The sequence below is a fragment of the uncultured Capnocytophaga sp. genome, from assembly GCF_963525585.1.
Classification (GTDB): domain Bacteria; phylum Bacteroidota; class Bacteroidia; order Flavobacteriales; family Flavobacteriaceae; genus Capnocytophaga.
In genome coordinates this window covers 13118-36609 of record NZ_CAURLX010000019.1, presented here as the reverse complement: position 1 = coordinate 36609, position 23492 = coordinate 13118, and the positions used below count along the sequence as shown (strand labels likewise).

14 protein-coding genes and 1 pseudogene are annotated in these 23492 nt (G+C 41.5%); 6 read left to right on the top strand and 9 right to left on the bottom strand.

The window, feature by feature from the left end; all coding sequences use genetic code 11:
- From RYK20_RS06120 to RYK20_RS06105, 4 genes and pseudogenes are all read right to left on the bottom strand, one after another.
- Positions 1–1586: pseudogene (locus tag RYK20_RS06120) on the bottom strand (DUF4132 domain-containing protein); the annotation flags it as partial.
- A gap of 31 nt (positions 1587–1617) precedes the next feature.
- Positions 1618–6630, bottom strand: coding sequence for a DUF4132 domain-containing protein (locus tag RYK20_RS06115; RefSeq protein WP_314894789.1), 5013 nt, complete (start codon positions 6628–6630; stop codon positions 1618–1620).
- Positions 6631–6737: 107 nt separating this feature from the next.
- On the bottom strand, positions 6738–8345 hold the full coding sequence (gene pgi, locus RYK20_RS06110) for a glucose-6-phosphate isomerase (RefSeq protein WP_314894788.1): 1608 nt from the start codon (positions 8343–8345) through the stop codon (positions 6738–6740).
- Between the two features lie 12 nt (positions 8346–8357).
- Positions 8358–8771 (bottom strand): hypothetical protein, encoded by a 414-nt coding sequence (locus RYK20_RS06105; protein WP_297978102.1) that lies wholly within the window; start codon positions 8769–8771, stop codon positions 8358–8360.
- A 191-nt stretch (positions 8772–8962) separates the two neighbouring features.
- Here RYK20_RS06105 and RYK20_RS06100 point away from each other — a divergent pair, with 191 nt between their 5' ends.
- The 4 genes from RYK20_RS06100 (at position 8963) to clpX (ending at position 13491) form a co-directional block, all read left to right on the top strand.
- A complete protein-coding gene (locus tag RYK20_RS06100) occupies positions 8963–10126 on the top strand; it encodes a beta-ketoacyl synthase N-terminal-like domain-containing protein (protein ID WP_314894787.1) in 1164 nt (387 codons plus the stop codon).
- 88 nt (positions 10127–10214) lie between these two features.
- Positions 10215–11546, top strand: a complete 1332-nt coding sequence (gene tig / locus RYK20_RS06095; RefSeq protein WP_314894786.1) for a trigger factor — start codon at positions 10215–10217, stop codon at positions 11544–11546.
- Between the two features lie 15 nt (positions 11547–11561).
- Positions 11562–12224, top strand: a complete 663-nt coding sequence (clpP, locus tag RYK20_RS06090) for an ATP-dependent Clp endopeptidase proteolytic subunit ClpP (RefSeq protein WP_311456926.1) — start codon at positions 11562–11564, stop codon at positions 12222–12224.
- Between the two features lie 19 nt (positions 12225–12243).
- Positions 12244–13491: an ATP-dependent Clp protease ATP-binding subunit ClpX gene (gene clpX / locus RYK20_RS06085; RefSeq protein WP_314602931.1), complete on the top strand. Its 1248-nt coding sequence runs from the start codon at positions 12244–12246 to the stop codon at positions 13489–13491.
- A 93-nt stretch (positions 13492–13584) separates the two neighbouring features.
- On the opposite strand, the gene RYK20_RS06080 is transcribed toward clpX, so the two are convergent.
- From RYK20_RS06080 to RYK20_RS06065, 4 genes are read right to left on the bottom strand one after another with little or no spacing between them, the layout of a single operon-like run.
- Positions 13585–15261 carry a DUF4302 domain-containing protein gene (locus RYK20_RS06080; RefSeq protein ID WP_314894785.1) on the bottom strand — a complete coding sequence of 559 codons (1677 nt, stop codon included), beginning with the start codon at positions 15259–15261 and terminating at the stop codon, positions 13585–13587.
- Between the two features lie 3 nt (positions 15262–15264).
- On the bottom strand, positions 15265–16299 hold the full coding sequence (locus RYK20_RS06075) for a substrate import-associated zinc metallohydrolase lipoprotein (protein ID WP_297978108.1): 1035 nt from the start codon (positions 16297–16299) through the stop codon (positions 15265–15267).
- 13 nt (positions 16300–16312) lie between these two features.
- Positions 16313–17857, bottom strand: a complete 1545-nt coding sequence (locus RYK20_RS06070) for a RagB/SusD family nutrient uptake outer membrane protein (protein ID WP_314894784.1) — start codon at positions 17855–17857, stop codon at positions 16313–16315.
- A 17-nt stretch (positions 17858–17874) separates the two neighbouring features.
- Positions 17875–21042 (bottom strand): SusC/RagA family TonB-linked outer membrane protein, encoded by a 3168-nt coding sequence (locus tag RYK20_RS06065; RefSeq protein WP_314894783.1) that lies wholly within the window; start codon positions 21040–21042, stop codon positions 17875–17877.
- 269 nt (positions 21043–21311) lie between these two features.
- On the opposite strand from RYK20_RS06065, the gene RYK20_RS06060 reads away from it, so the two are divergent.
- Entirely contained in the window at positions 21312–22160 is an 849-nt protein-coding gene (locus RYK20_RS06060) for a glycerophosphodiester phosphodiesterase family protein (protein ID WP_297981194.1), read from the top strand.
- 86 nt (positions 22161–22246) lie between these two features.
- On the top strand, positions 22247–22900 hold the full coding sequence (locus RYK20_RS06055; RefSeq protein WP_314894782.1) for a YceI family protein: 654 nt from the start codon (positions 22247–22249) through the stop codon (positions 22898–22900).
- A 66-nt stretch (positions 22901–22966) separates the two neighbouring features.
- Here RYK20_RS06055 and RYK20_RS06050 read toward each other — a convergent pair whose 3' ends face one another.
- Complete coding sequence (locus RYK20_RS06050; RefSeq protein ID WP_314894781.1) at positions 22967–23449, bottom strand: ABC transporter ATPase; 483 nt, start codon at positions 23447–23449, stop codon at positions 22967–22969.
- Positions 23450–23492 lie beyond the last annotated feature (43 nt).

Sequence of the window (23492 nt, the reverse complement as noted above, 5' to 3'; positions counted from 1 at the left end):
CGTTGTTCTTTGTTCTTGCGGGAGAGTACCTGCTCAAGGGCGAGGATATCGTCCTTGACCAAAAGCACTTTCTTGAGCACCTCCATCGCTTTACTCACCACATAAGGTCCCTTGTCATTCAGCGCTGTACGCACCAAGGTACGTTGCCAAGAGTCAGCTGGATAGTCCTCAGGAGGCAAGTTCTTTTCTTCATCACTATAATAGCTATAGCGCCCACGAGAGAGCACCGGGAAGATATCGTCGAGTAGGATATGGCGGACATCCACAGGAATTTCCGCCAAATCTCCTGCAAGAATCTGCTGTTGTTGTTCGTTGGCAACCTTGAGTATAGACTGATAAATATCCAAAGGTTTTACGGTAAAATTAAGCCAACGGAAGCCGAGTCCTTCAAAGCTCTTACCGTCCTTAGGAAGTTTTTGGGAGGCTGTACGCATTTTCTCAAATAGCTCTTGTGGAATCTCTCTCTTAGGAAGATTTCGTAGTATCCAATAATCCCAGGCAGGTTCTATTCCAAAGTAATTTTCAGCAAAGGGAAGAATTTCAGACGTTTGCTTATGAGTCTGATACATAAAATAAAGCACGACCACACACGCCTCATAGCTGGTTTGGGTATTGTTCAGGGCTTCTGTAGCAAGGCTTAATGCCTCCTGTACATCATAAACCGCCACTGCCCATAGGGCTACATAACGTTCCAAGTTGTCTTGGCTACTCACTGCCTTTCGTGCCTGATTGAGATCAGCCAAATAGGTCTGTGCCAGCTCTAAGGTACGCTTCACAACAGACTGTTGAGGAGCTTCCCAGCCAAAGCCAAACCAAGTATCCACCGCACGTACCACGCTACTAAAGCGAGTGAGGTTATGCTCCAAGATAAGTGCTATAAATCGCTGAAGTACAGGAATAGTCGTCTCATCCAAGGATTCCAAGATAGTCTGCCTGAGTCCCTCTTGAAGCTGAGCTGCTAAAAGGAGCTTCTCCACCAAAGTATGATAACGAGTATCCTCTACCATAAGAGCTGCCTTAATAATGGAGTTACATACAGCCCCTATCTCGTGTTCTCCTAAAAAAATTTCTTCCAACAGTGGATAGTACTTATCAAGATTCTCCAAAAGAACCACTGCAAAGAAATCTTCTTCCCCTCCTTTGTAGATAGCATATTGGAATTGCTCTTCTATAGGTAAGGCGCCTATCCCTCTTTTATAGAGCGTATGAAGCCAATAGAGTGTACGAAGCTGTTTCTTCCTATAGTCTTCAAGGTCTTGTGAGCGGAATGGACGTCTGCCATAAGAAGAGTAGTAATAGGGAAACTGGTAAGCAATATCCCAAATACGTTGCAAATAAGGAACTTGTACCTCACTGAAGAGGAGTGCTCCTAAAGCCTTCCCCTCTTCACTTTCCCATAACTTGTCAGGAAACCCGAAAGAGGAAAAGTTATTTTCAAGATGTCGCTCTTCGTTAGAGGAAGAACTATTAATAATATATTCTCCCAATTTCCGATAAGGTTGGGAAAAAGAAGCAAAATCTTCTTTTTTAAGTTCTTTTGCTTTGAAAGGAGCCAGATATAGATCCGCTTGTTCTTGTTTGATCATAATTATAAAGTTTTACACTTAGTTTTTTCAATTATTTCATTATCTGTGCTAGGATTGTTGGATCCTTGATTTTGTCATCTTCGGCGAGTAAGCGCATCTTAGAGATGATTTCTGCTGACTTAGGATCATCATCTACAAAAGGTAAAAATACCCGCCCACGGTGTTGGCTCTGTACGGCTATGATATTGAGCTGTAAACCTCCTTGACTGACCATACCACTGCCCAAGTGAATGCTGTAGTCGCCCAGCTTACCTTTGATAAGAATATGGCGTTCTTTCACCTCCACATTAGAAAGCTTGAATAGGCGAGCACTTTCTTTGGCTAAAGCTCCTCGCATTTGCATCGTACTGTGGCTAGCTTCTGGATCCACGCCTCCTACGTGAGCTACACTCACCACCAAATCCACATCACGCATCACCTCGCTGAAGATTACCGGATTAATCTCCTTCATCGGCACTTCCTTGCCGTCCTTGAGATTGTAGAAGACTACATATTCCAATGTTGGAGCTTCCACATCCGAAGGGGTATACCAGTCGGCTACTGCGTAGATAGTCGCACGGAAACCTTCCTTATGATATACTCTTTGGAGACCCTCCTCGTAATTCACCGTCCAGCCACGACTACGAAGCAGTGCCACGGTCTTTTGAGGCTGTACTTGGTGACCTTGGTAGCGCTCACTGCGGTTGCTGGTCTCTAGCTCGTCTTTGGTAGGGATATAAAGTTCACGGAATACCTGCTTGAAAGGTTGTTTGAGTTCCTTGTCAAAGAGATACTTTTGGTACAAATCCCATTGTACCGCATAGAATAGGTGGCTTGGGTGAGCAATCAGCAGTTTGTCATCCGCTTTGAGGGCTACCTTTTCACCTTCCGCATTGAGCAAATATCCATCTTGCCAGAAGCCGGAAGCCTGTGTCTCTGGATTGAACAGCACAAGCTTGCTAAGCATCGCTTTCACCACAGGGTGTTCCATAATTCTATTGAGCTCCGCTACAGAGAATAAGGTTTGGGAGAGCATCGCTTGTTCCAAGGAAAGACGGGTACGGCTGTACTGCTTGGTTAGGTAGTTTTTCCCTTCCTTAAGAGCTTCTACTTCCTTGTTCTTCTTATACTTATCAGGGATTGTTTTAAGTATTTTTTCACCCTTACGTACTGAAAATTCTGCTTTTCCTTGGTCGTCAATCACCAATTTTATTTCGGTATCATCCAAAACAAGGGTAGATTTTTCCATAATCTGTTGGGTAGCCTTGGCTTCCATCGCCCAGCTAAAGCGGATACTGTCCTCATAGCCTGCATTGCGGGAGAGGTTATCCAAGCCTATCTCCACCGCATTCTTCTCACTTTCTTGGCGCTGTTGCCCAAATTGTTTGCTTTCCTTGAGGAAAGTTTGCAGAAGATTATAGCGACTTACTAAGTCTTCCTCTTCCTTCTTTTTACTAATAGGCACCAATCCTAAAGCCATCACATAATCTTTGTCGCGCTTTTCGGTGATTTTTTGGATGACTTCGTCCAACTTAATCTCGCCAGTGAGTACGGCTGAATACAGCTTCACTCGGCGATACCCCATACCTTCGGAAAGGTACTTGGCAGACTCTTGGATGAGCTTCCAGCCCTCTTTACCCACTGCCTTATGTACGCGGTGGTACCAATCCACATCAATAGCGCCACGCTGGAAGTCGTCACGTGGTACGGTAGAATATTGGGAGACAATCGTTTCTTTCTCTGCATCCATATAATCAGTAGTATGAGCAATAAACCACCAAATAGCCTCCTTGAAGTCCTTGATCTGGAGGTAGTCCCCAATCCAGTCAGCCCAATGTAGGGCATAACAAGCCACTTCCACCAAGCGTTTGTCGGTGACTTTGATGTTGTCCAGATGTGCCTTAAAGGCAGTAAAAGTATCGGTAGCGCTCGGCTGGCTCACCTCCAAGATATGGCTAAAGGTATGGCGCTTGGTTACACTACTGCCGTAGTAATAGCCCTTAGTAAAAGGCTCCTTGCCCATACGCTCCAAAGCTTCAAAGAAGTAGTGCATACCCTCTACCTCTTGCAAGTACTGTATATAGATAGAAGCATCGGTAGGTAGGTCTCCCCGCTGTAGTTCTAACTGGAGCATACGCGTTTTGAGCAGTTCCAGCTCGGTATCAGGGAAGGTAAGTGAAGTTCTAAGTGCCTCGGACAGTCTTCGGTAGAGGTAGTTTTCTCCCCCTTGGACTATGGTAAAGAGTTCGTCCTCCAAAAGGCAGAAGAACAAGAGGTCATCTACCGAGAGTTGTCCTTTTTGGTAGAGGTTCAGGGTCAGCCCCATCAGACTTCCTCCTATCCCTGGCAGGCGTTCGTCCTCACGTACCTTGGCACGTAAGGCAGTCAGTACGTTCTGAGGGTTATAGGAGGAAAGGTCATCCTTGGTTTGTTTTTGGGCATAAGTGTAGTAAAGCAACTGCCAAAGCTTAAAGCGTTGTTCAGGAGTATAATAGTCTATATCTCCTTCTTCATCTTGGTCTATAGAGATTACATAGTCTTGGATGACATCTGTCCAGCTCAAATCTTCATAATCACGCTCTATGGTTATGTGGCGCTTTTCAGGCGGATAGGTAGCCAACGCATCTTCAAAAACAGAGAGTTTAAAGCTAGCCAAAAATGCCTTATCCTCAGCATAAGCCTCGCTTATAGGGGTCAAAAGGTCTTCCAAACGGCGGGCTTCACTGTCGTAATAATTTCCCAAATCACCCTTGAAAGCCACCTTGAAGTCAGGGTAATAGCCTGCCAAATAGTCCTTTAGCTGCTTGGGTACTCTGTTTTCATAATAAAGATTTTGGCAATAGCGGATTGCATACTGGTACTCTATCTCATTGAGCTGATGCTTTTGGTGCCAGCTTTTCCACAACTCTGCCAAAGGATAGTCTTCGAGTACCTCCATAGGGGTCTCGCCCTCCTTAGTAGCATGCATTCGATAGATTTGTTGCCCCAGTAGCTGTGTCCTTGTTTCTCCTTGGTACCACTCACAAGCATATTCGTAGTCCTTGTGCTTGCGCCATAGGGCTAATAGGTCATTGAGGGCTTCGCGTACTTTCTCCACCCTTATGATTTTGTCAAAGAGGAAGCCCTTTTTCTCCTTGCGCTCCTTGTCAAACTGAGGCTGAGGCAGGGTAAAGGACGTTAAGTTCTCAAAATTGATCACACCAAAGCCATTGGAGAGGTCATAGCGCTGCTCTCCTGTCTCATCAGGGTTGTAAGCGAGCTTGTCCATAAGCACCTGCTCGTTCTTGGTGAGCTTACGCCCCTTATAGGCTTCTACTTGCTCGGTTACATAATCGGTAAGCCTTTCTTCCTCCTGTAATACGGTAAGGATTTCCAAAGCCGCCAAGCGCTGGTCAGCACTCTTGGAGATAATAAGGCGGGAGGTACTGTCCTTAAGCACTGCTTCGGGTTGCTTGATAAGTAGTGCCACACTCTCCTTGCGTTGCTCCTTGTTCTTACGGGAGAGTACCTGCTCTATCGCCAAGATATCATCCTGTACCAAAGGCACTTTTTTGAAAATCTCAAAAGCAATCTCGGCTACATAGGAAGCCTTATCATTTAGAGCTGTACGTACTAAGGCACGTTGCCAAGAGTCGGCTGGATACTTTTCAGGTTTCTTTTTCTTATCTTCCTCACTCCAATAATGATAACGCCCGCGACCTAGCACTGGATACACGTTCTGCAGGAGGTTCTGGCGTACCTCTACAGGAATTTCCGAGAGTTCCCCTGCCAAGCGCTCTTGTTGCGCTTCATTGGCCTCGCCTATGAGAAATCGGTAAATATCCTGCGACTTTAGGGTAAAGTTAAGCCAACGGAAGCCCACACCCTCAAAGTGTTTGCCCTCCTTAGGCAATGACTTGGCAACTGCCTGCATATGGTCAAAAAGCACTGGGGAGAGACTACCTTCAGGCAGGTTCTGCAAGAGCCAACAATCCAGATCAGCCGCTTCTCCGAAATGGTTTTCCGCATAGGTGGCTATCTCCCAATCGGTTCTTCGTGTTTCTCGTACAAAGTAGAGGGTAACGATACGTTCCTCGTGGCTCGTCTGAGGATCTTGGATAGCCTTCACCGCCAAGCTGATCGCCTGTTGTACACTGCGTAGCCCCACTGACCATAGAGCAACATAGCGCTCTATGTTGTCCTTACTACTCACCGCTTTCTCAGCAGCCGCACGATCGGAAAGAAAGGTTTGTGCCAACTCCAAAGTACGCTTGACAACCGACTGTTGGGGGGCTTCCCAGCCAAAGCCAAACCATACATCTACTGCACGTACCACACTGCTAAAGCGGGTGAGGTTGTGCTGGAGAATAACTTCTATAAAGTGCTGTAAGGAGGCCAAAGAGGTGCCGTCCAAAGATTCCAAGATTGTTTGTCTCAAGCCTTCCTGAAGCTGAGCAGCCAAAAGGAGTTGCTCCACCAAAGTGCGGTAACGCGTATCCTCCACCATCAGGGCAGCCTTAATCAGTACGGCACATACCCCTCCTATCTCATGCTCGCTGGAGAAAATGTCTTTAAAAAGCTCATAGTAAGCATCAGGATTCTCTGAAAGCACTAGGGCAAAGAATTCCTCTACATTATACTCCCTATAGACCACATATTGGAATTGCTCGGCTATAGGCAACACGCCCACCCCTGAGCCGTAATAGTTATGCAGTGTAGACATCTTAGAGAGTTGTACCTCGGTATAGTCGGCAGGATTCTCCGAGCGGAAAGGGCGACGACCCCACCCTATTTGATAGGGGTAGGCTACTAAAGAATCCCAAACACGTTGTGCGTAGGGAGCTATTTCTTTGCCAAAGAGCAGCAAGGCAAGTGCCTTTCCTTCCTTGCTCTCCCAGAGCTTATCAGGGAAGTTGTAGGAGGCAAACTCCCGTTCAAAGGCAGCTGACTCATGGTAGTCTATCAGGTTTGTAATATATGCACCCAACTTTTGATAGGGGGCGGAGAAAGAAGCCAAATCGGCTTCTTTGAGTTCTTTGGGCTCATGCTTGCCTAAGAACTTGTCGGCTTGTTCTTGCTTGATCATTAATTTTAGGGTTGTAAGATTTAGTAGGATTCCAAGAGTTATAGGGTCTTAGCAAAGGACAACTAAAATTTTATTCAGTCCTAAATTAGAGCCAAGACCCTATAATCCTATTTTTTTATTCTCTCAATAAGCTGTGCTGTAGAGCTATCATGTTTTGTTGGTTCAGTGGCTGAAAAGTCCTTAAGAATTGTACCTGCCAATTGCTTACCGAGTTCTACCCCCCACTGGTCATAGCTATAGATATTCCATAGTACCCCTTGTACGAAAATCTTATGTTCGTATAAGGCAATGAGCTTACCAAGGCTTTCAGGGGTGAGCTTGTCAATAAGCAAGGTGGTAGTGGATTTGTTGCCCTCGAATACCTTGAAAGGCACCAAGTGTTCCGCTACGCCCTCGGCACGTACCTGTTCAGGGGTCTTACCATTCATGAGCGCTTCGGTTTGGGCGAGGAAATTAGCCATAAGCTTATCTTGGTGGTCTTTATCTCCATAGAGTGAGTGCTTAAAGCCAATAAAATCGGCAGGAATACGTTTGGTACCTTGATGAATGAGTTGGAAAAAAGCGTGTTGGGCATTGGTACCTGGTTCGCCCCATACAATGGCACTGGTTTGGTAACCAACACGTTGTCCGCTACGGTCTATATACTTTCCATTACTTTCCATAATTGCCTGTTGTAGGTAGGCAGGAAAGCGGTGTAGGTATTGGGTATAGGGGATAATCGCTTCAGTCTCTGCCCCGTAAAAGTTGGTATACCAAATAGAGAGCAGAGCTAAAAGAACGGGAAGGTTTTCCTTGAAGGGAGCAGTACGGAAGTGGGTATCCATCTTCTGGGCACCCAAAAGGAGCGCTTCAAAATTTTCATAACCTACCGAAAGGGCAATGGTAAGCCCTACAGCACTCCATAAGGAGAAACGACCGCCTACCCAGTCCCACATAGGGAACACATTCTCAGGAGCGATGCCGAACTCATCTATCTTCTTAAGATTGGTGGAAACTGCTACAAAGTGCTTGGCTACATCGGCTTCCTTGGCTTTTTTGAGGAACCACTCTTTCACCGTCAAGGCGTTGGAGAGGGTCTCTTGAGTGGTGAAGGTTTTGGAGACAATCACGAAAAGGGTCGTCTCAGGGTTGAGGTGCTTAATGACTTCATATACGTGATCACCATCTACATTGCTGATAAAGTGGATGTTCAGTTGGTTTTTGTAGAACTTTAGGGCTTCGGTAACCATTACAGGACCTAAGTCCGACCCTCCAATTCCGATATTCACCACATCGGTAAAAGGCTTACCTGTATAACCAGTACGCTTTCCGGAGATGACCTCCTGGCTAAAAGTCTTGATTTTGGCTTTTACCTGAGCCACTTCAGGGATAACATTTTGCCCATCAACCAAGATTTCTTTTTCTGCTGAGCGTAAGGCGGTATGGAGTACCGCACGACCTTCAGTAGCGTTGATTTTGTCGCCAGTGAAGTATTTTTCAATAGAGGCTTTCAGGTCACACTCTTCCGCCAATTGTAGGAGCAAATTACGTGTAGATTCGTCCCAATTATTCTTGGAATAATCCACCAGAAAATCCTCCCAGACCAGAGAATAATCCTTGGCGCGAGTAGGATGTTCTTTAAAGAGTTCTTGTAGGGTTACATCTTTCACTCTTTCGAAATGTAATTGCAAAGCTTTCCACGCTGCTGTGGTAGTTGGATTTTTTATAGCTAACATAATATCGTTTTTTTAAAAGAAATTATCTAAAATATCTCCATATTCGGTTTTACTTTTGTATATAAGGGCGCGGGCAATTCCTAAGTTCGCCTTTTCTCTGTCCAAAGCCGTGATAGAGAAAAACTTCCCTTGTGAAGAGACCATCATCATAAAGGTGATTTTATTGGTTTCGATAAGAATAAAATCCAGCTGTAATTCTCCTAAGCCTTTGTTACTTGCCACGACCTGCTTTACCTGATTGACAATTGTCAGGTTAAAGGCAGAGCCCTGTTCAATAGTTTTTGAAACCTCATCATTGGCGGAGGCTTTCGCTAGTGTAGTACCATCAGCACAGCTAAGAATACCATAGAAAAGAAATCCAGAAAGTTGATCATGGATTTGCTGACAATGCTCATTGAGCTTCTGTTGTAGTTCTGCTCCTGTCATCAGAAATATATTTAATAGGGTTAGTAATTCCAAAGAAAAACTCAAAGGTTGAGATACTCTTGAGAAAACCTCCGCAAAGATACAACATTGCTCTAGGAAAATCAAGCTCCTAAAGCATTAAATTTGTAATAATTTCTTGCCAAATAATGAAAAAAATAGTACCTTTGCCCTAACTTCTTAATCCTTGACTATTGCAAACTACTATTTCTATTACAGGAATGGGGAGTATCTCTCCATTAGGCTCCTGTGAGGAAGACCTTTGGCAATCCTATCTGTCAAACATTCCTTTTTTTGAAGGATTTACTCTGGGGACAGAAAAACTTCCTATAGGGCGTATTACTTCAGAAAGTCTTGCGAAAATAAGCCTCCTACAAGAAGAGAATCCGAAATACAAGAGCTTAGACCCCAGTGTCCTCTATGCCATCTATGCTTCACGGGAAGCCCTCAGGCAAGCAGGCTGGAATAATGAGAAAGATTTTGGGGTAAATATAGGCTCCTCCCGAGGAGCTACTACTTTACTAGAGGAAGCTCATAAGAACTACTTAGAACAAGGTAAATGCTCCCCTCTCGCCTCTCCTACTACTTCCTTAGGGAATATTGCCTCGTGGGTAATGCAGGATGCCAAAGGGCAAGGTATGGCACTCTCTCATTCTATTACCTGTTCCACTGCTTTACACGCTATAATCAATGCTATTGCTTGGCTCAAGGCAGGAATGGCGAAGGGATTTCTTGCTGGAGGAAGTGAGGCTCCCCTAACCCCTTTTACCCTTGCTCAAATGAAAGCTCTCAAAGTGTATGGTTCTCTTTCAGATAATTATCCTTCTCAGCCTCTATCTTGGAAAAAGAATCACAACACAATGGTTTTAGGAGAAGGAGCTGCTGTATTTGCGCTAGAAGAAGGCTTTCGCCCTAATGCAATAGCCCTTATACAAGGCATTGGGTACGCTACCGAACGCATCCAACATCCTGTGGCAATTTCCGATGAGGGAACAGCCTTACAAGAGAGTATGCGCCAAGCCCTAGAAGGAATTTCTCCTTCGGAGGTAGATGTAATCATCCCTCACGTTACAGGTACCCTTAAGGGAGACCTGTCTGAATACCACGCTATCAAAGAAGTTTTTCGAGAAAATATCCCTTTACTCACCTCCAATAAGTGGAAAATAGGTCATACTTTTGCCGCTAGTGGTGCCCTAGCCCTACAAATGGCGATTCTTATGCTCCAAAAGCAGACTTTTCTACCCATTCCTTACTTAGAAAGCCTTCCAGAGCGACCACTACGAAAAATCCTCATCAATGCTACTGGATTCGGGGGAAATGCTGCAAGCATTCTCATAGGAATCTCTGAAAGCTCCTAAAAGATATTTTTTGACTAAAAATTTGGTATAACCAATATTTTATAGTACTTTTGCCAACTGAATTTTTCAATACATAAAAAACAACCTAATGAACATTAGCAAAGAATCCATAGACGCGCTCAATGCCGTAATTACCTTAGTCATTGATAAAAAAGATTATCAACCTAAAGTAGATGAAGCCCTTAATAACTATCGTAAGAATGCCGTTATCCCTGGCTTTCGCAAAGGACACGTCCCTATGGGAATGGTAAAAAAACAATACGGACGTGCTATCCAAGTGGATGAAGTCAATAAACTCATTAGCCAACAACTTAATGAGTATATTACTCAAGAGAACCTAGACCTTTTAGGACAACCTATTCCTAAAGAAGATGCTCCTAATATAGATTGGGATGCTCCTTCACATACTTTTGTATTTGAAATAGGCTTAGCTCCTGAATTCTCTATTGACCTCTCTACCCCTATTGATTATTATGAGATACAGGTTACAGATAAGGAAGTATCCACTCAGATAGAGCACCTACGCACACGCTTTGGTTCGCTCGTCCCTTGTGAGGCAGTAACTGAAAATGCTGAAATTACAGGTACTTTCTTCAATGAAAAAGAAAACATAGATAAGGAATACACTTTCACTACCCAGTCACTTACTCCTGAAGCACTTGAACAGCTCAAAGGAAAACAAGTAGGAGACCAGCTTACTCTTCCTTCTAAGAACTTATTCAAGGATGCTCACGTACTAATGCAAGCTCTTGCAATCCCTCACGAGGTGGTACATACCCTTGATATTGATCTTACCTTTACCATAGAGAATATCCAAGAAGTAGTTCTTGCTACTCTTGATGAAGCTTTCTTTAACCAATTATATCCTAATCAAGGAATCACCACTGAAGAAGCTTTCCGTGAGAAAGTGGCTGAAGGAATCCGTGAAGAGTTCCTTGTTAATGCTGACCAGCGCCTCTTAGATGATGCTACTGAAGTATTACTTGAGAAAACCCACTTTGAACTTCCAGCTGCTTTCCTCAAAAAATGGATTCGAGTAACCAGTGAGGAAAAAATCACTCAAGAACAAGCCGATCAAGAATATGAGCGTTCTGAAAAAGGACTACGCTATCAGCTTATCGAAGGAAAAATTATCAAAGATAATAACCTACAAGTAACTTATCCTGAAATCCGCTCTTTTGCAGAAAATGCTATCCGTGCTCAGATTGCTCGCTATGGACTCACCGATGTAGAACAAACTCAGATAGATTCTTTTGTAAATAATACCCTTAAGAACGAACAAGAAGTAAACCGTATCCACAGAGAACTCATAGGAGGTAAGCTCATCGCATTCTATAAAGAAAAAGCAAACCTTAATAAAATTTCTATAGATGTGGATTCTTTTATAGAGAAATTCTATACACATCAGCACCACCATTAAAAAACTTTTACCACTATGAATTATTCTAAAGAATTTAAGAAATTCGCTATCGGACACCAAGGGATCAGTAGCACCTACTATGATACAATCATTAGTAGTATGACCCCCTATATTATGGAAGAAAGACAGCTGAATGTAACTCAGATGGATGTCTTCTCTCGCCTAATGATGGATAGAATCATCTTCTTAGGAACAGATGTTAATTCACACGTTGCCAATATCATACAAGCTCAACTACTCTTCTTAGAAAGCCTTGATGCAAACAAAGATATCCAAATTTACATCAACTCCCCAGGGGGAGAGGTATATTCAGGATTGGGTATTTATGATACTATGCAATTCATTAAGCCAGAAGTAGCTACTATCTGTACAGGTATGGCAGCCTCTATGGCGGCTGTACTCCTTTGTGCAGGAGCTAAAGGCAAGCGTTCTGCCCTTCCTCATTCTCGTGTGATGATTCACCAGCCCTTAGGAGGTGCTCAAGGACAAGCAAGTGATATAGAAATTACCGCTCGTGAAATCCTAAAAATTAAAGAGGAATTAGCTCAAATTATCGCTCATCATTCTGGAAAATCCTTAGAAGAAGTCATCCAAACTGGTGATCGTGATTACTGGATGATTGCTAAGGAAGCTAAAGATTTTGGGATGATTGACGAGGTACTTATCCGAGAAAAATAACCTTAAAATTCAACATTCTATGAGTACAACTACTGAAACCTGTTCTTTCTGTGGACGCCACTCGAGCAAGGATGTCTTCCTGGTGTCTAGTGGGGTGGAAAGCAACGTATATATCTGTAACTATTGTATAGAACAAGCGGCAAGCATTTGGCGTTCTGAAATCGAAAACAATAAGAAAAAAGCCATAATGGCACTCAATAAGGATCTTCTTCTGAAGAAACCTACTGAAATCAAGCTCTTCCTTGACCAGTATGTTATTGGGCAAGAAGCTACCAAAAAAGTACTCTCTGTAGCTGTATATAACCACTACAAACGCTTATTACAGGACAGAGACGAACATGAGGTAGAAATCCAAAAGAGTAACATTGTAATGGTAGGGCAAACGGGGACTGGAAAAACCCTTATGGCTCGCACCATTGCTCAAATGCTCAATGTCCCTTTAGCCATTGTAGATGCAACAGTATTCACGGAGGCTGGATATGTAGGGGAAGATGTAGAGAGTATCCTTACACGACTTCTGCAAGCTGCTGATTATGACGTAGATAGAGCAGAAAGAGGCATCGTTTTTATTGATGAAATTGATAAAATTGCTCGCAAAGGAGATAATCCTTCTATTACAAGAGATGTCTCTGGAGAAGGGGTTCAGCACGCCTTATTAAAGCTCCTTGAAGGTTCTATTGTGAATGTCCCACCTAAGGGCGGGCGTAAGCATCCTGACCAGAAATATATTGAGGTCAATACTGAGCATATTCTATTCATCGCAGGAGGAGCTTTTGATGGAATTGAGCAGATTATTGCCAAACGAATGAATCGTCAGGCAGTGGGCTACAATACCTCTAAAGAGACTCGCGTAGATGATAAGAATCTCCTACAATATGTAACCCATAAGGATTTAAAAGACTTCGGGCTTATCCCTGAAATTATCGGAAGGCTTCCCGTACTTACCTATATGAATCCATTGGACGAACAGACGCTTAGGATGATTCTCACTGAACCTAAAAACGCCATAATAAAGCAATATATCAAACTTTTTGGAATGGATGATATAGAATTATCCTTTGAAGAAGAAGCGTTAGATTTCATAGTTGAAAAAGCCTTAGAATACAAGCTGGGTGCAAGAGGACTACGCTCTCTCTGTGAAAGTATCCTCACTGATGCTATGTTCTCCCTTCCTAGTACTGAAGAGAAAAAGCTCATAGTTACTCGTGCTTATGCTGAGGAAAAGCTCAATAAATCTGGATTCACCAAGCACTTACTTACTGCTTAGAAAGCTAAATTTTCGATTTTTTTCATAAATTTTAATCTTCAAAAAAATAGGCTATCCTTTTCGGATAGCCTATTTTACCTAAAACTCACCTTTTTAGTAAGTATAAAACCATATATTTGAATTTTTTACACTTGTCCAAAGGATATACCCAGAGCCATCATTAGACATTGTATAAGGTGCATTCTGGATAAAAATATTCACAATGGGAAGTAGGTAGCTATAAGAACCCCAATTGGTATTGTTAGTGAGCGTACCCTTATCTATCATATTCATCTGATTGGTATCACAAGGGACAGGAAGGAAATCTATATTACGTACTGCGTTGATTTGCCCTGTTCTTCCTGTGCGAGTCAGATAGAAATGAAAGCCTACATTATTTCCATTTTTCCCAAAATAGATTGTATTCCCCAAAACATCTGTAACTGTACTTCCATTCACTGTACGAGTATAGTTTTGTACGGCTGTATAGGCATCTATCATTGTTTGGCAAGCATAATCAGTAGCAAAACGTAAATTTGCCCTACGAGTAGTGAAGTTATAAGGAAGGGTCGCCCTTTGTGGTGTAGTCAAGAAGCTAATTTCACTATTCTTAACGCTAGTGAGCTTATACTGGGTTCCATCTCCATTAACATCAGTAATTTCATAAGGAGCATTCTTTACCAAGCTTTGCACAATAGGGTAAAGTACAGCAAATACATTCCAGTTAAGGCTCCTTACCCCCTCTACAATATTCACTTGGTTAGAATGTCCTGGAACGGGTAAAAAATCCAAGGTATAACGAGCTGTAGAAGTCGCTTGATAGAGAGAAAAAGTCAAGGCAGCTTCTCCCCCACTGAGCCCTAATTGTACTTTAGGGGTAATAGTATAGTTCTGCCTATTATAAGTAACTTCCTTATACTGATTATATAATTTAGAGAAAGCAGAAGGGCTACTACATCTGTCATCTGATAGGTTCAGTATCAAACGCTTGGTTTGGAAATTATATGGAAGTGTATATACCAAAGCTGTTTCTATCGTTCCATCAGGAGTAGAGAGCTTTTGGTTATCCTCAGAGATCAAAAATTCTGAGAACGTTTTTCCTTCTACCACAATAGGTTCATAGAGCTTCAATCCTGTGTCGGTATAAACAAATCCTTTCTGATAGTCAATATTTTCTCCTGTTATCGAAAGCTGATGTAAAGTAGGATGAAGAACTAGCTTTATTTCCTTTCCATTGAGGGTAATAGGAGTAATTCCTACGGTTTTGAATTGTGCTTCTCTGGCTCGTATTTTATCCAAATAGGTTGTCTTATTCCCTTCGAACTTACTAAGAGTCATTAGGTTAAGAGAGTGTTTCCCCTTGAGAGTAAAAACACCATTCTCATAGGATTGTACTTCAAACTGATTATCTCCTTCCTTCCCTCTTGGAAATAGATAAGAGGGTTCTACAAATTGGTGTAATACTTCATTATAAGTATCAAAGGAGAGAATTACCTTTTCATTAAAGCTCAAAGAATAGTCAGAGGTAGCTTCTGTAGTATTAACTTCTGAAACAGCCGTAACTTTCCCTCCTGCAAAAGATACAATAAAATTATACCCTCCATAGTATTGGTTTTCCCCTGGGTATAAGCGCAATAGCCAGCCATTGGGAGCTTCCTCTAGGACTTTTGAATATTCTGTTACGGTTGCATTAGTACGCTGTACATAACTCTGATCATATACTGCTTCTTCTTTTTGGTCGCAAGCCATAAGGAAAGAGCAAGCGACGAACATATATATATACTTTTTCATAAATTACCATTCATATTGAGAAAAATCTTTATTGGGCAGATTAGCATGTCGAGTGTGAATTTCCGCCCTTAAGGCATCAAGGTCTATATTCCATTCTCTCTGGAGATAGCTCTTAACGATTCCTATTTTCATAAGAATAATTTCCTTTCCTGTATAATCAGCAGACTCATTATTTTTTCCATCAGCTTTAGCAAGTTCCTCTTCCCAGATATATCCCTTGCGAAGAATTCTCGCTTTCCAAGTATTGTAAGCTGTATCATTAAGCCCATCTCCATCGGTATCCAAGGAAGAGTCTGTTGTCTCACAGCCACATTGGTTTTTCTGATAATAGATAATATAACGGGCAATCATCTCTACGAAATCCTCGTGAATATTATCACTCCCATAAGCACTGATAAAGCCCGATTTCAGGTAAGTTTCTCCTGACCAAGCGGTAGTCCAAGCACTTCCCTTATAGTCGGCTGCAGAGAGCCTTTCATAGGCTGGAGGGATAACTTTGGTTTGCTCCAACAAATGAGATGATTCGTGATAAATAAGCCTTAGCACACGATTATCAATATCCTTAATTTCGGAATCTGAATTGGTATTGAATACTCTTTCATTGATCCCTGTAAGCTCTATCTTTACTGCATTGGTCGCAGCACCATTGTAGCGAGAGCCCGTATCCGAATATGCCTGAGAACCGATAAGCACCAATTGCTTAGGAGAATAGTTCTGCAAAAATCCTGGAGGAGCAATCATATTATAGGGATCATAGTACATATACTTAAGGAAGTTCACCGCTTCCAGTGTTTTTGCTGTGGAAGGAGGTGCTGTATACCTAAGAATACGGCTGATATCATTCTCGGAATAACGATAAACAATCTGGAGATTATAGGCATTATTGAATTTCTCAAGGATATATCTGTCTAATTCTGTTCGGTTCTGCACTTCTTCCTGTGTAGTGAGCTGTACTACACTATCACTCTTACTTGGCTCATCTTTCTGACAAGACCACGTAAGGGTTACTAATAAGAATGTTAATGCTATTTTTTTCATATTTCTAGTTTTACTATCTTGGATTCTGTTCTAAACCTGCCGCTACTACATCTACAGGAAGAGGTAAAGTACGACGGTTATCAGTAGGGGTAAGTACTTCCTTTACATAGGCATTACCCTCGTTATCTAACTGATGGCGATAAACTTCTATTCCATATCTGCGAATATCATACCAGCGCAATCCTTCTCCTAAGGTAAGTAACCTACGACACTGAAGCAAGTAATGAATCATATTCTCAGCCCCTGAAGGAATTGTAAAAGCAGGATGTAGGGCTTTCTTCTGAGTAGCATAGCTAAGCTTAGTAGTGGTATCATAGCTTGAAGAAGCTATCCTATCATAAGCGGTATTGATATCACTCTGAGTATAAGCGGTAGCCACTGTAAGGTATCTGGAAGTAAAAAGATTCAAATCTGACAAGGCACCTGTATAATTACTTTGCAAGATTCGAGCCTCTGCACGTATGAGCAATATCTCATCGGAATTGAAGAGAGCCACTTGAGAACGGCTATTGGCATACTTAGGATATTTTGTAAAAGTATATTTGCTGATTTCAGGTCTGTATCTTACATAAGGTTTATCTTTATAAGCAGACTGATCACCTCCCCAAAGGTTATTCCCGTCCAAAAAAGTTTCCCTACTAGCCAAAGCTGCTCCGTGTGTAAAGCGGGCTACCGAAGTTTCATCAATATAGCTATTGGCTTTGGTTACGATAGTTGTAAGAAGAATATTGGCTTCTACATCATCTCGGCTGAATTCTTTGGCGTGAGGGTCTCCTGGGAGTAAGGACTGAAAAGCGCTCCAGTTACGCAATACACTAGGAACAATAGTTTCTCCCAATACTGCTGTAGCCATTTCCTCAGCTTTCACCCAATTCTCTTTATACAAATAAAAACGTGCTGCAAAAGCCTGAGCGGCTTTCTTGGTAAAATGGAACTTTGGGACACTATAATAAGAATCATTAATTAGGGCTAATCCTTCTGTAAGGTCTTGTTCTATACGTTGGTATACCTCTGCTACTGTATTACGAGGGCGTTGTGCTCGGAACTCTGTAATAGGAGCATCTACATAAGCAATTCCTAAATCAGTACTACTAGTGGTGGTATTATAATGCTTTCCAAAGAGATTCACTAGTACAAAGTGAGCATAAGCACGTGCCACGAGAGCTTCTCCTTTAGCAGCTCTTGCTCTAGGTGAATCTGGCAACTTGCCTATCGCCTCCAAGGCAAGATTGGCATGATAGATAGACGAATAAGAATCATTCCAGATAGAACGAAGCCCATCACGATTTCCGTATTCGTGGAAGTCCTTCCAATAAACAATTTCTTCTATAAAAGGCAAAGTGTATCGGTTATTCGCCCCTATATCATCTATATTATCAGAAGAAAACTCAGTAAGTACAGCTGGAGAGACACTCGGATAAGCACTCACTAGGAATTTCTGAACCTTCTCGGCAGTATCCAGCTCTACTCGGCTGTCTGGATTTTTATCCAGAAATTTATCACAAGCTACCAAATTAAGTAAGAAAGGAGCTATTAAGAATGTAATTATTTTTTTCATTTCAAACAGATTAAAAGTTATAATCCTACACGCAAGCTAAAGGTAATTTGTTTAGGATTAGGGATAAAAGTACTCTTTCCAACCACTTCAGGGTCTGCTCCATTAAGCTTCTTATCGGCATATAATAGGAAGAGATTAGTGGCTTGTAATTTCACTCCTAAACGTTTGATTTTCATTGCACGAACTGTCTCTTTGTCAAAATCATATCCTAAAGAAATCTCTTTTAGGCGGACAAAATCACCCTTGGCAATACGTACATCGGAATAGTTATAGGCTGTATAGGCATACTGTAAGGTAGGCATTTCATTTTGCTGATATAAGGAAGCTATCACAGGAACATTGGTACGGCGTTCATCACCTGGTTGCATCCAGCGATTGGCAAATTCTTTAGGCATTGCCAAGGCATCATTATCATAACTTGCCTTGAAGGCGGTAGGCAATCGTAATACATTACCAAAAGAATAGGTAAACAACACATTAAGGGACAAGCCTTTGTATTTGAATAAGTTACCTAAGCTACCTACATCAGTAGGCTTAACAGTTCCTGAATATTGGAGGAAATCCAGATTATCACGTTGGTCAAAACGGAGCCCGTCAATAGTTGTATTTCCATTGGCATCAGCAAAGGTAGGAAGTCCATCTTGATTAAGTCCTCTAAAAGGAATAGAGAAGATAGAACCTACAGGATAGCCTTGCTTAGAGAAACCATTTCCACTTACCATATTCTCCATAGAAGCATCTACATAGAGCTCTGTGATTCTGTTCTCGTTCTTAGCATAGATAAAAGTAGTTGTCCAAGAGAAGTCTTTGAGCTTGATATTCTGTGTCTCAAGGCTCAAATCAACACCATAAGAACGCATAGCAGCAACGTTTCCATAACTGAGGATACTTCCGTTAAGTCCTTGGGTTGGCACACGCCCAATAAGGTCATAGTTATTACGGGTATACCAGTCTAGAGCTACATTGATACGATTTTTAAATAAACCTATCTGAGTACCTAAGTTGAGCTCTTGTGTTTTCTCGTAAGTAAGGTCATAATTGGCTACATCAGCCACCTTAAGAGCTGTTTCTCGAGTACGGCTGTGGCTTCGCCAAGGAACATCTCCTACAATTCTTGCCAAGGAATTGCTCACTGATGGGCTCTCTGGAGTTAAACCAAAGGAAGCTTTAAAGGATAGGTTAGAAAGCGGTTTTAGGCTAGGGAAGAATTTTTCTCTGGAAACATTCCAAGTAAGAGCGACATTCCAAGTAGGCATCCAGCGAATATAACGAGAGCTAGCAAACTTATTGGTAGCATCGGTACGAAGTGTTCCATTGAAAATATACTTATCTTTATAAGCATAAGTCGCGTTAGAGAAGAAAGCTACGTTGCGGGTAGTGGTATTGGTTACGGTATAATAGTTAGGGCTGGTACTTTCCTGTATCTGCTTAAGAGCTTCATAAGAGAAGAAAGAAATTTCACCTAATTGATAGAGCAAACCAAAGTTCTTATTCCAATCTTTATTGCGGTAAGTGTCATTGGTCTCTGCTCCTCCAAAGAGCTGTATTTTGTGAATTCCCTTGGAGAAAGAATCCTTGTAGTCAATGGTTGCACGGAAATCTTTTCCATTGAGGATACTCTGTGTTTTTTCTCGAATTCCTCCCTCTGGAAGCACCGTTCTACGGGTATCGAAATCATCATAAGGATCTTCATACAGATAATCATTTCTATTGATGATATTGAGGTTGTCCGCAGCACGGTAGGCTCTAGCTAAGTTAGAATCATCGGTCTGGTTTAATTCCTGAGCGATACTCTGGTACTTAATAGCTCCAAGAGCTGTAGCTTCTACCTTTGGGGTAATTTTCCAAGCAAGTCTCCCTTGTATTTTGATATCTCCTACACTAGTATTGGTATAATTATTTTGCAATTCCTCAAAGATATTCATCGGAGCATAACGATAGGTATAGGACTGAGAGGGAGAAAGGGTACGGGAGGCATTTAGTGCATAGGAATAAGGATTTAAGTCAAGAGAGGAAGATACTTTCCCTGTAAGAGGATCCACGCTTCCTGGTGTTCTTGCTTCCCGATAAGCTCCATTGACGATTACATTGAAAGTCCATTTTTTGCTAAGCTTATAATTAGCATTAAGATTGGCTGAATAACGGTCATTATTGCTAAACTTCATCCAACCTGGGTCTGTAAGAACCCCAATAGAAGCATAATAAGACGCTTTCTCTGTTCCTGTAGAGATACTCACCGAATGGTTCTGCATTACATTCGTCTGGAAAAGTTTAGCAAACCAGTCTGTATTACGGCGTTCTGCAGCTTGTAAGTAAGCCGTCTTGGCGGCATCTGTATTATCTAACCCAAAGCGCCCATCAGGACCTGCTGTATTAAGCAATTCATACATTCGTGCGATTTCTCCTTTGTACTTGCGAGTAGTAAGTGTATGATAAGAATAATTTCCTCTTCTGAGCATCTCCATATAGAAATCCATTTGCTCTTGAGAGTTCATTATATTGAAATTATCATAGGTAGGAACAAGCCTAAAAGTTGATTCATTTGTATAAGAAATGCTACTAGACCCCTGCGCTCCTTTACGAGTGGTAATCACCACTACCCCTGCTACTGCACGAGTACCATAGATAGAAGTAGCAGAAGCGTCCTTAAGCACCTTGAAAGAAGCAATGTCATCTGAAGAAAGTCCTCCCAGAGCAGAAGCGATAAGTGTTTTAGCATCTGAGGAAGAGAGGTCATCTGGACTTAGCTCCACTCCATCATCAAGGATTATGCCATCCACTACCCATAAGGGCTTACTAGTCCCATAGATAGATGAAGGACCACGCACATTGGTACGTGCCACTGTAGAACTCTCTGAAGGAGCAGCCTGTGGTAGATGTCCTTTGGCTATATCACTCTCAAGAGCTACCTCTATAGTGGAGGCATTTCCCACGGAACGCTCCACAGTTTTCATCCCCAAGAAAGAGAACACTAATATATCTCCTTCTTGAGCAAGGATCGTATATTTTCCCTCTGCATTGGTCTGGGTACTTCCAGTAGCCTTTCCTTTGAGCTGAACCAATACATTCGCTTGAGGAAGCCCTTGTGGGTTCTTAACGACTCCACTTATTTGCTTCTCCTGAGCAAAGGTATTTAATAGTCCAAATAGGGAAAATAATAAGCAAATACTTATTTTGATTCGCATAAAGATTAGGTTTTTATTTTCCCGCAAATATACGAATTTTAAATCATACAAATATCACAATTCCCTCCTTTTTTAGTTAATAAAACTACAATTTTATTGAGTCTATTTCTAAAAAATAATTAAATAATTACATCTTATTTACTTTCTGAGAGCTTTTCTCCTTTAAGAATTCCTCCAAAAGAGTTATCTTTTTGAAAATCAAAACAAAAGGCTAGAGAAGTTTTTCCAAAATTTGATGTATCTTTGCCCCTTGAAAACTGAATGTAAAAATGAAAAAAATCCTCTTATTCCTACTTCTTTCTTTTATAGGAGTAGCTTGCAAAAATGCTTCTTCAGGGCAAATTACCCCTCAAGCAGAAATCACGAATATTTCCTATTATTCACAAAAGCCTATTATCTCTGCCCATCGTGCAGGAAAAGGCATTGCTGGATATCCTGAGAATTGCTTACAGACTATACAATATCTCTCCAAGAAAGGTATCCATAGTTTTGAAATTGACATTTTCGAGAGTGCTGATGGAGAGTTATTTCTAATGCATGACGACCAGCTAGGACGTACCGCTACAGGAAAAGGAATCGTTTCGTCTCTTAAAAGGGAAGAACTCCTTCAGGAAAGGCTTATTGATGATTTTGGTTCCGTTACAGAATTCAAAATTCCTACTCTTAAAGAAGTGCTTTCTTGGAGTAAGCAACATCATGCCTACCTAATGTTGGACTTCAAGAAAGGCATCTCCTACCAGAAAGTAGCTGACCTTGTCCGTGCTGAAGGTATGCAAGGGCAGGTAGTTCTCATCAGCTATAATGTAGCCCAGGCTCAAGCCTTACACAAGGTAGCTCCTGAAATGCTCATCTCGGTAACCATCCGTAATGAAGAAGAACTAGAACGTATTCTACAAACAGGAATTCCTAAGAATAAACTACTGGCTTTCACTGGAGTACATCTAGCTTCTGATGCTATATATCAGCAACTCAATGAACTGAAAATCCCTGCTATCCTTGGGACTTTAGGAAATCTAGATAAACGAGCTGAAGCCAAAGGAAATCATCTCTATAATGAATGGGCAAAAAAAGGAATCCAAATATTCTCTACGGATAGACCTCTAGCCCCTTCTTTTTAATATTTTTACATTAAATTTAATCTTTTTGTAACTGTTTAATCTAAAAATAAATCTTACTTTTGCCCTTTATTAAAAAACATAAAAAAATGAAAAAAATTGTATTATCAACTGCTGTTGTTTTTGCACTTAGCTTAGCTAGCTGTAACAACACCACACAACCTCAGGAAGGACAAGCAGAGGCTTCTGCTGAGCAACTAACTGAAACTGGTGTATCTGGCACTTTCAATATCGAGCCTACTTCTGTAGTAGAGTGGAAAGGGTCTAAGCCTACAGGAAGCCACAATGGAACTATCGCTCTTAAGAGTGGTTCTTTCACCCTTGAGAATGGAAAAGTATCTGGAGAATTTGTTCTAGATATGAATTCTATTACAGTAACTGATCTCACTGAAGACAAAGGAAAGCTAGACCTAGAAGCTCACCTAAAAGGAACTGGAGAGGCTGACAAAGCTGATCATTTCTTTAATGTAGGACAATATCCTACTGGTACTTTTAAGCTTACCGCATTTGATGGAACCAATGTAACTGGAGACCTTACTCTAAAGGGAAAAACCAAAACCATCAGCTTCCCTGCTACCCTTACTGTAACTGATAGCTCTGTAACACTTGAGTCTAAACCTTTTGAAATCAACCGTGTAGATTATGGAGTAAATTATAACTCTGGGTCTGTATTCGGAGATTTAAAAGACCGCCTTATCAATGATGAAGTAGAGCTTGTAGTAAAAGTATCTGCTAAGAAATAATTTCTTCAATTTTTATAGAAATTAAAAGAGGCTATCAAAAAGGTAGCCTCTTTTTGATTGTTTAATTTATTTAAGAAATCGACTATGCCAGCTATTGAGCACTGTTGTCTCCCAAGAATGCTCATATTCATACTTATTATTCACTAAATTATTGAAAACAATAGTCTCCTGTGAAATCTTCTTCTGCTGAGCAAGCTTCTTAAAATCTGTCAAGGGCACATAATATATCTCTCCCTCGTGCCTATAAGTAACATTCATCTTATCCAGCAGAAGAATATGATATCTCTGCTCCAGAGTTTGGATAAAACGTGCCAAATCGTCCTGAGAGCAACCTCCTATATGCTGACTATCATCAGCAGCTATAATAATAAATCGCCCATAGCGAAGCTCGAAAGCACTCCTGATGAGGCTCCCGTGAGAAACCCATCCTGAGAGATATTCCTTTATATCAGCTTCTATTTCAGAGAGTTCTCCTTCTGTAAGAGCTCTATTACACTGGTAAATCCATACCTTTGCCGTATCAGATAAAGAATCAAAATCAACTAACATTTATTTATGTATTTAATGAGGGGTAAAGATAGGAAAAAAAATC

What these genes read in the sequence shown, in the direction of transcription:
- RYK20_RS06105 (WP_297978102.1), bottom strand. Translation starts at nt 8,771, where the DNA reads ATGACAGGAGCAGAACTACAACAGAAGCTCAATGAGCATTGTCAGCAA.
- tig (WP_314894786.1), top strand. Translation starts at nt 10,215, where the DNA reads ATGAACATTAGCAAAGAATCCATAGACGCGCTCAATGCCGTAATTACC.
- RYK20_RS06055 (WP_314894782.1), top strand. Translation starts at nt 22,247, where the DNA reads ATGAAAAAAATTGTATTATCAACTGCTGTTGTTTTTGCACTTAGCTTA.
- RYK20_RS06060 (WP_297981194.1), top strand. Translation starts at nt 21,312, where the DNA reads ATGAAAAAAATCCTCTTATTCCTACTTCTTTCTTTTATAGGAGTAGCT.
- RYK20_RS06070 (WP_314894784.1), bottom strand. Translation starts at nt 17,857, where the DNA reads ATGAAAAAAATAATTACATTCTTAATAGCTCCTTTCTTACTTAATTTG.
- pgi (WP_314894788.1), bottom strand. Translation starts at nt 8,345, where the DNA reads ATGTTAGCTATAAAAAATCCAACTACCACAGCAGCGTGGAAAGCTTTG.
- RYK20_RS06075 (WP_297978108.1), bottom strand. Translation starts at nt 16,299, where the DNA reads ATGAAAAAAATAGCATTAACATTCTTATTAGTAACCCTTACGTGGTCT.
- RYK20_RS06065 (WP_314894783.1), bottom strand. Translation starts at nt 21,042, where the DNA reads ATGCGAATCAAAATAAGTATTTGCTTATTATTTTCCCTATTTGGACTA.
- clpP (WP_311456926.1), top strand. Translation starts at nt 11,562, where the DNA reads ATGAATTATTCTAAAGAATTTAAGAAATTCGCTATCGGACACCAAGGG.
- clpX (WP_314602931.1), top strand. Translation starts at nt 12,244, where the DNA reads ATGAGTACAACTACTGAAACCTGTTCTTTCTGTGGACGCCACTCGAGC.
- RYK20_RS06050 (WP_314894781.1), bottom strand. Translation starts at nt 23,449, where the DNA reads ATGTTAGTTGATTTTGATTCTTTATCTGATACGGCAAAGGTATGGATT.
- RYK20_RS06115 (WP_314894789.1), bottom strand. Translation starts at nt 6,630, where the DNA reads ATGATCAAGCAAGAACAAGCCGACAAGTTCTTAGGCAAGCATGAGCCC.
- RYK20_RS06080 (WP_314894785.1), bottom strand. Translation starts at nt 15,261, where the DNA reads ATGAAAAAGTATATATATATGTTCGTCGCTTGCTCTTTCCTTATGGCT.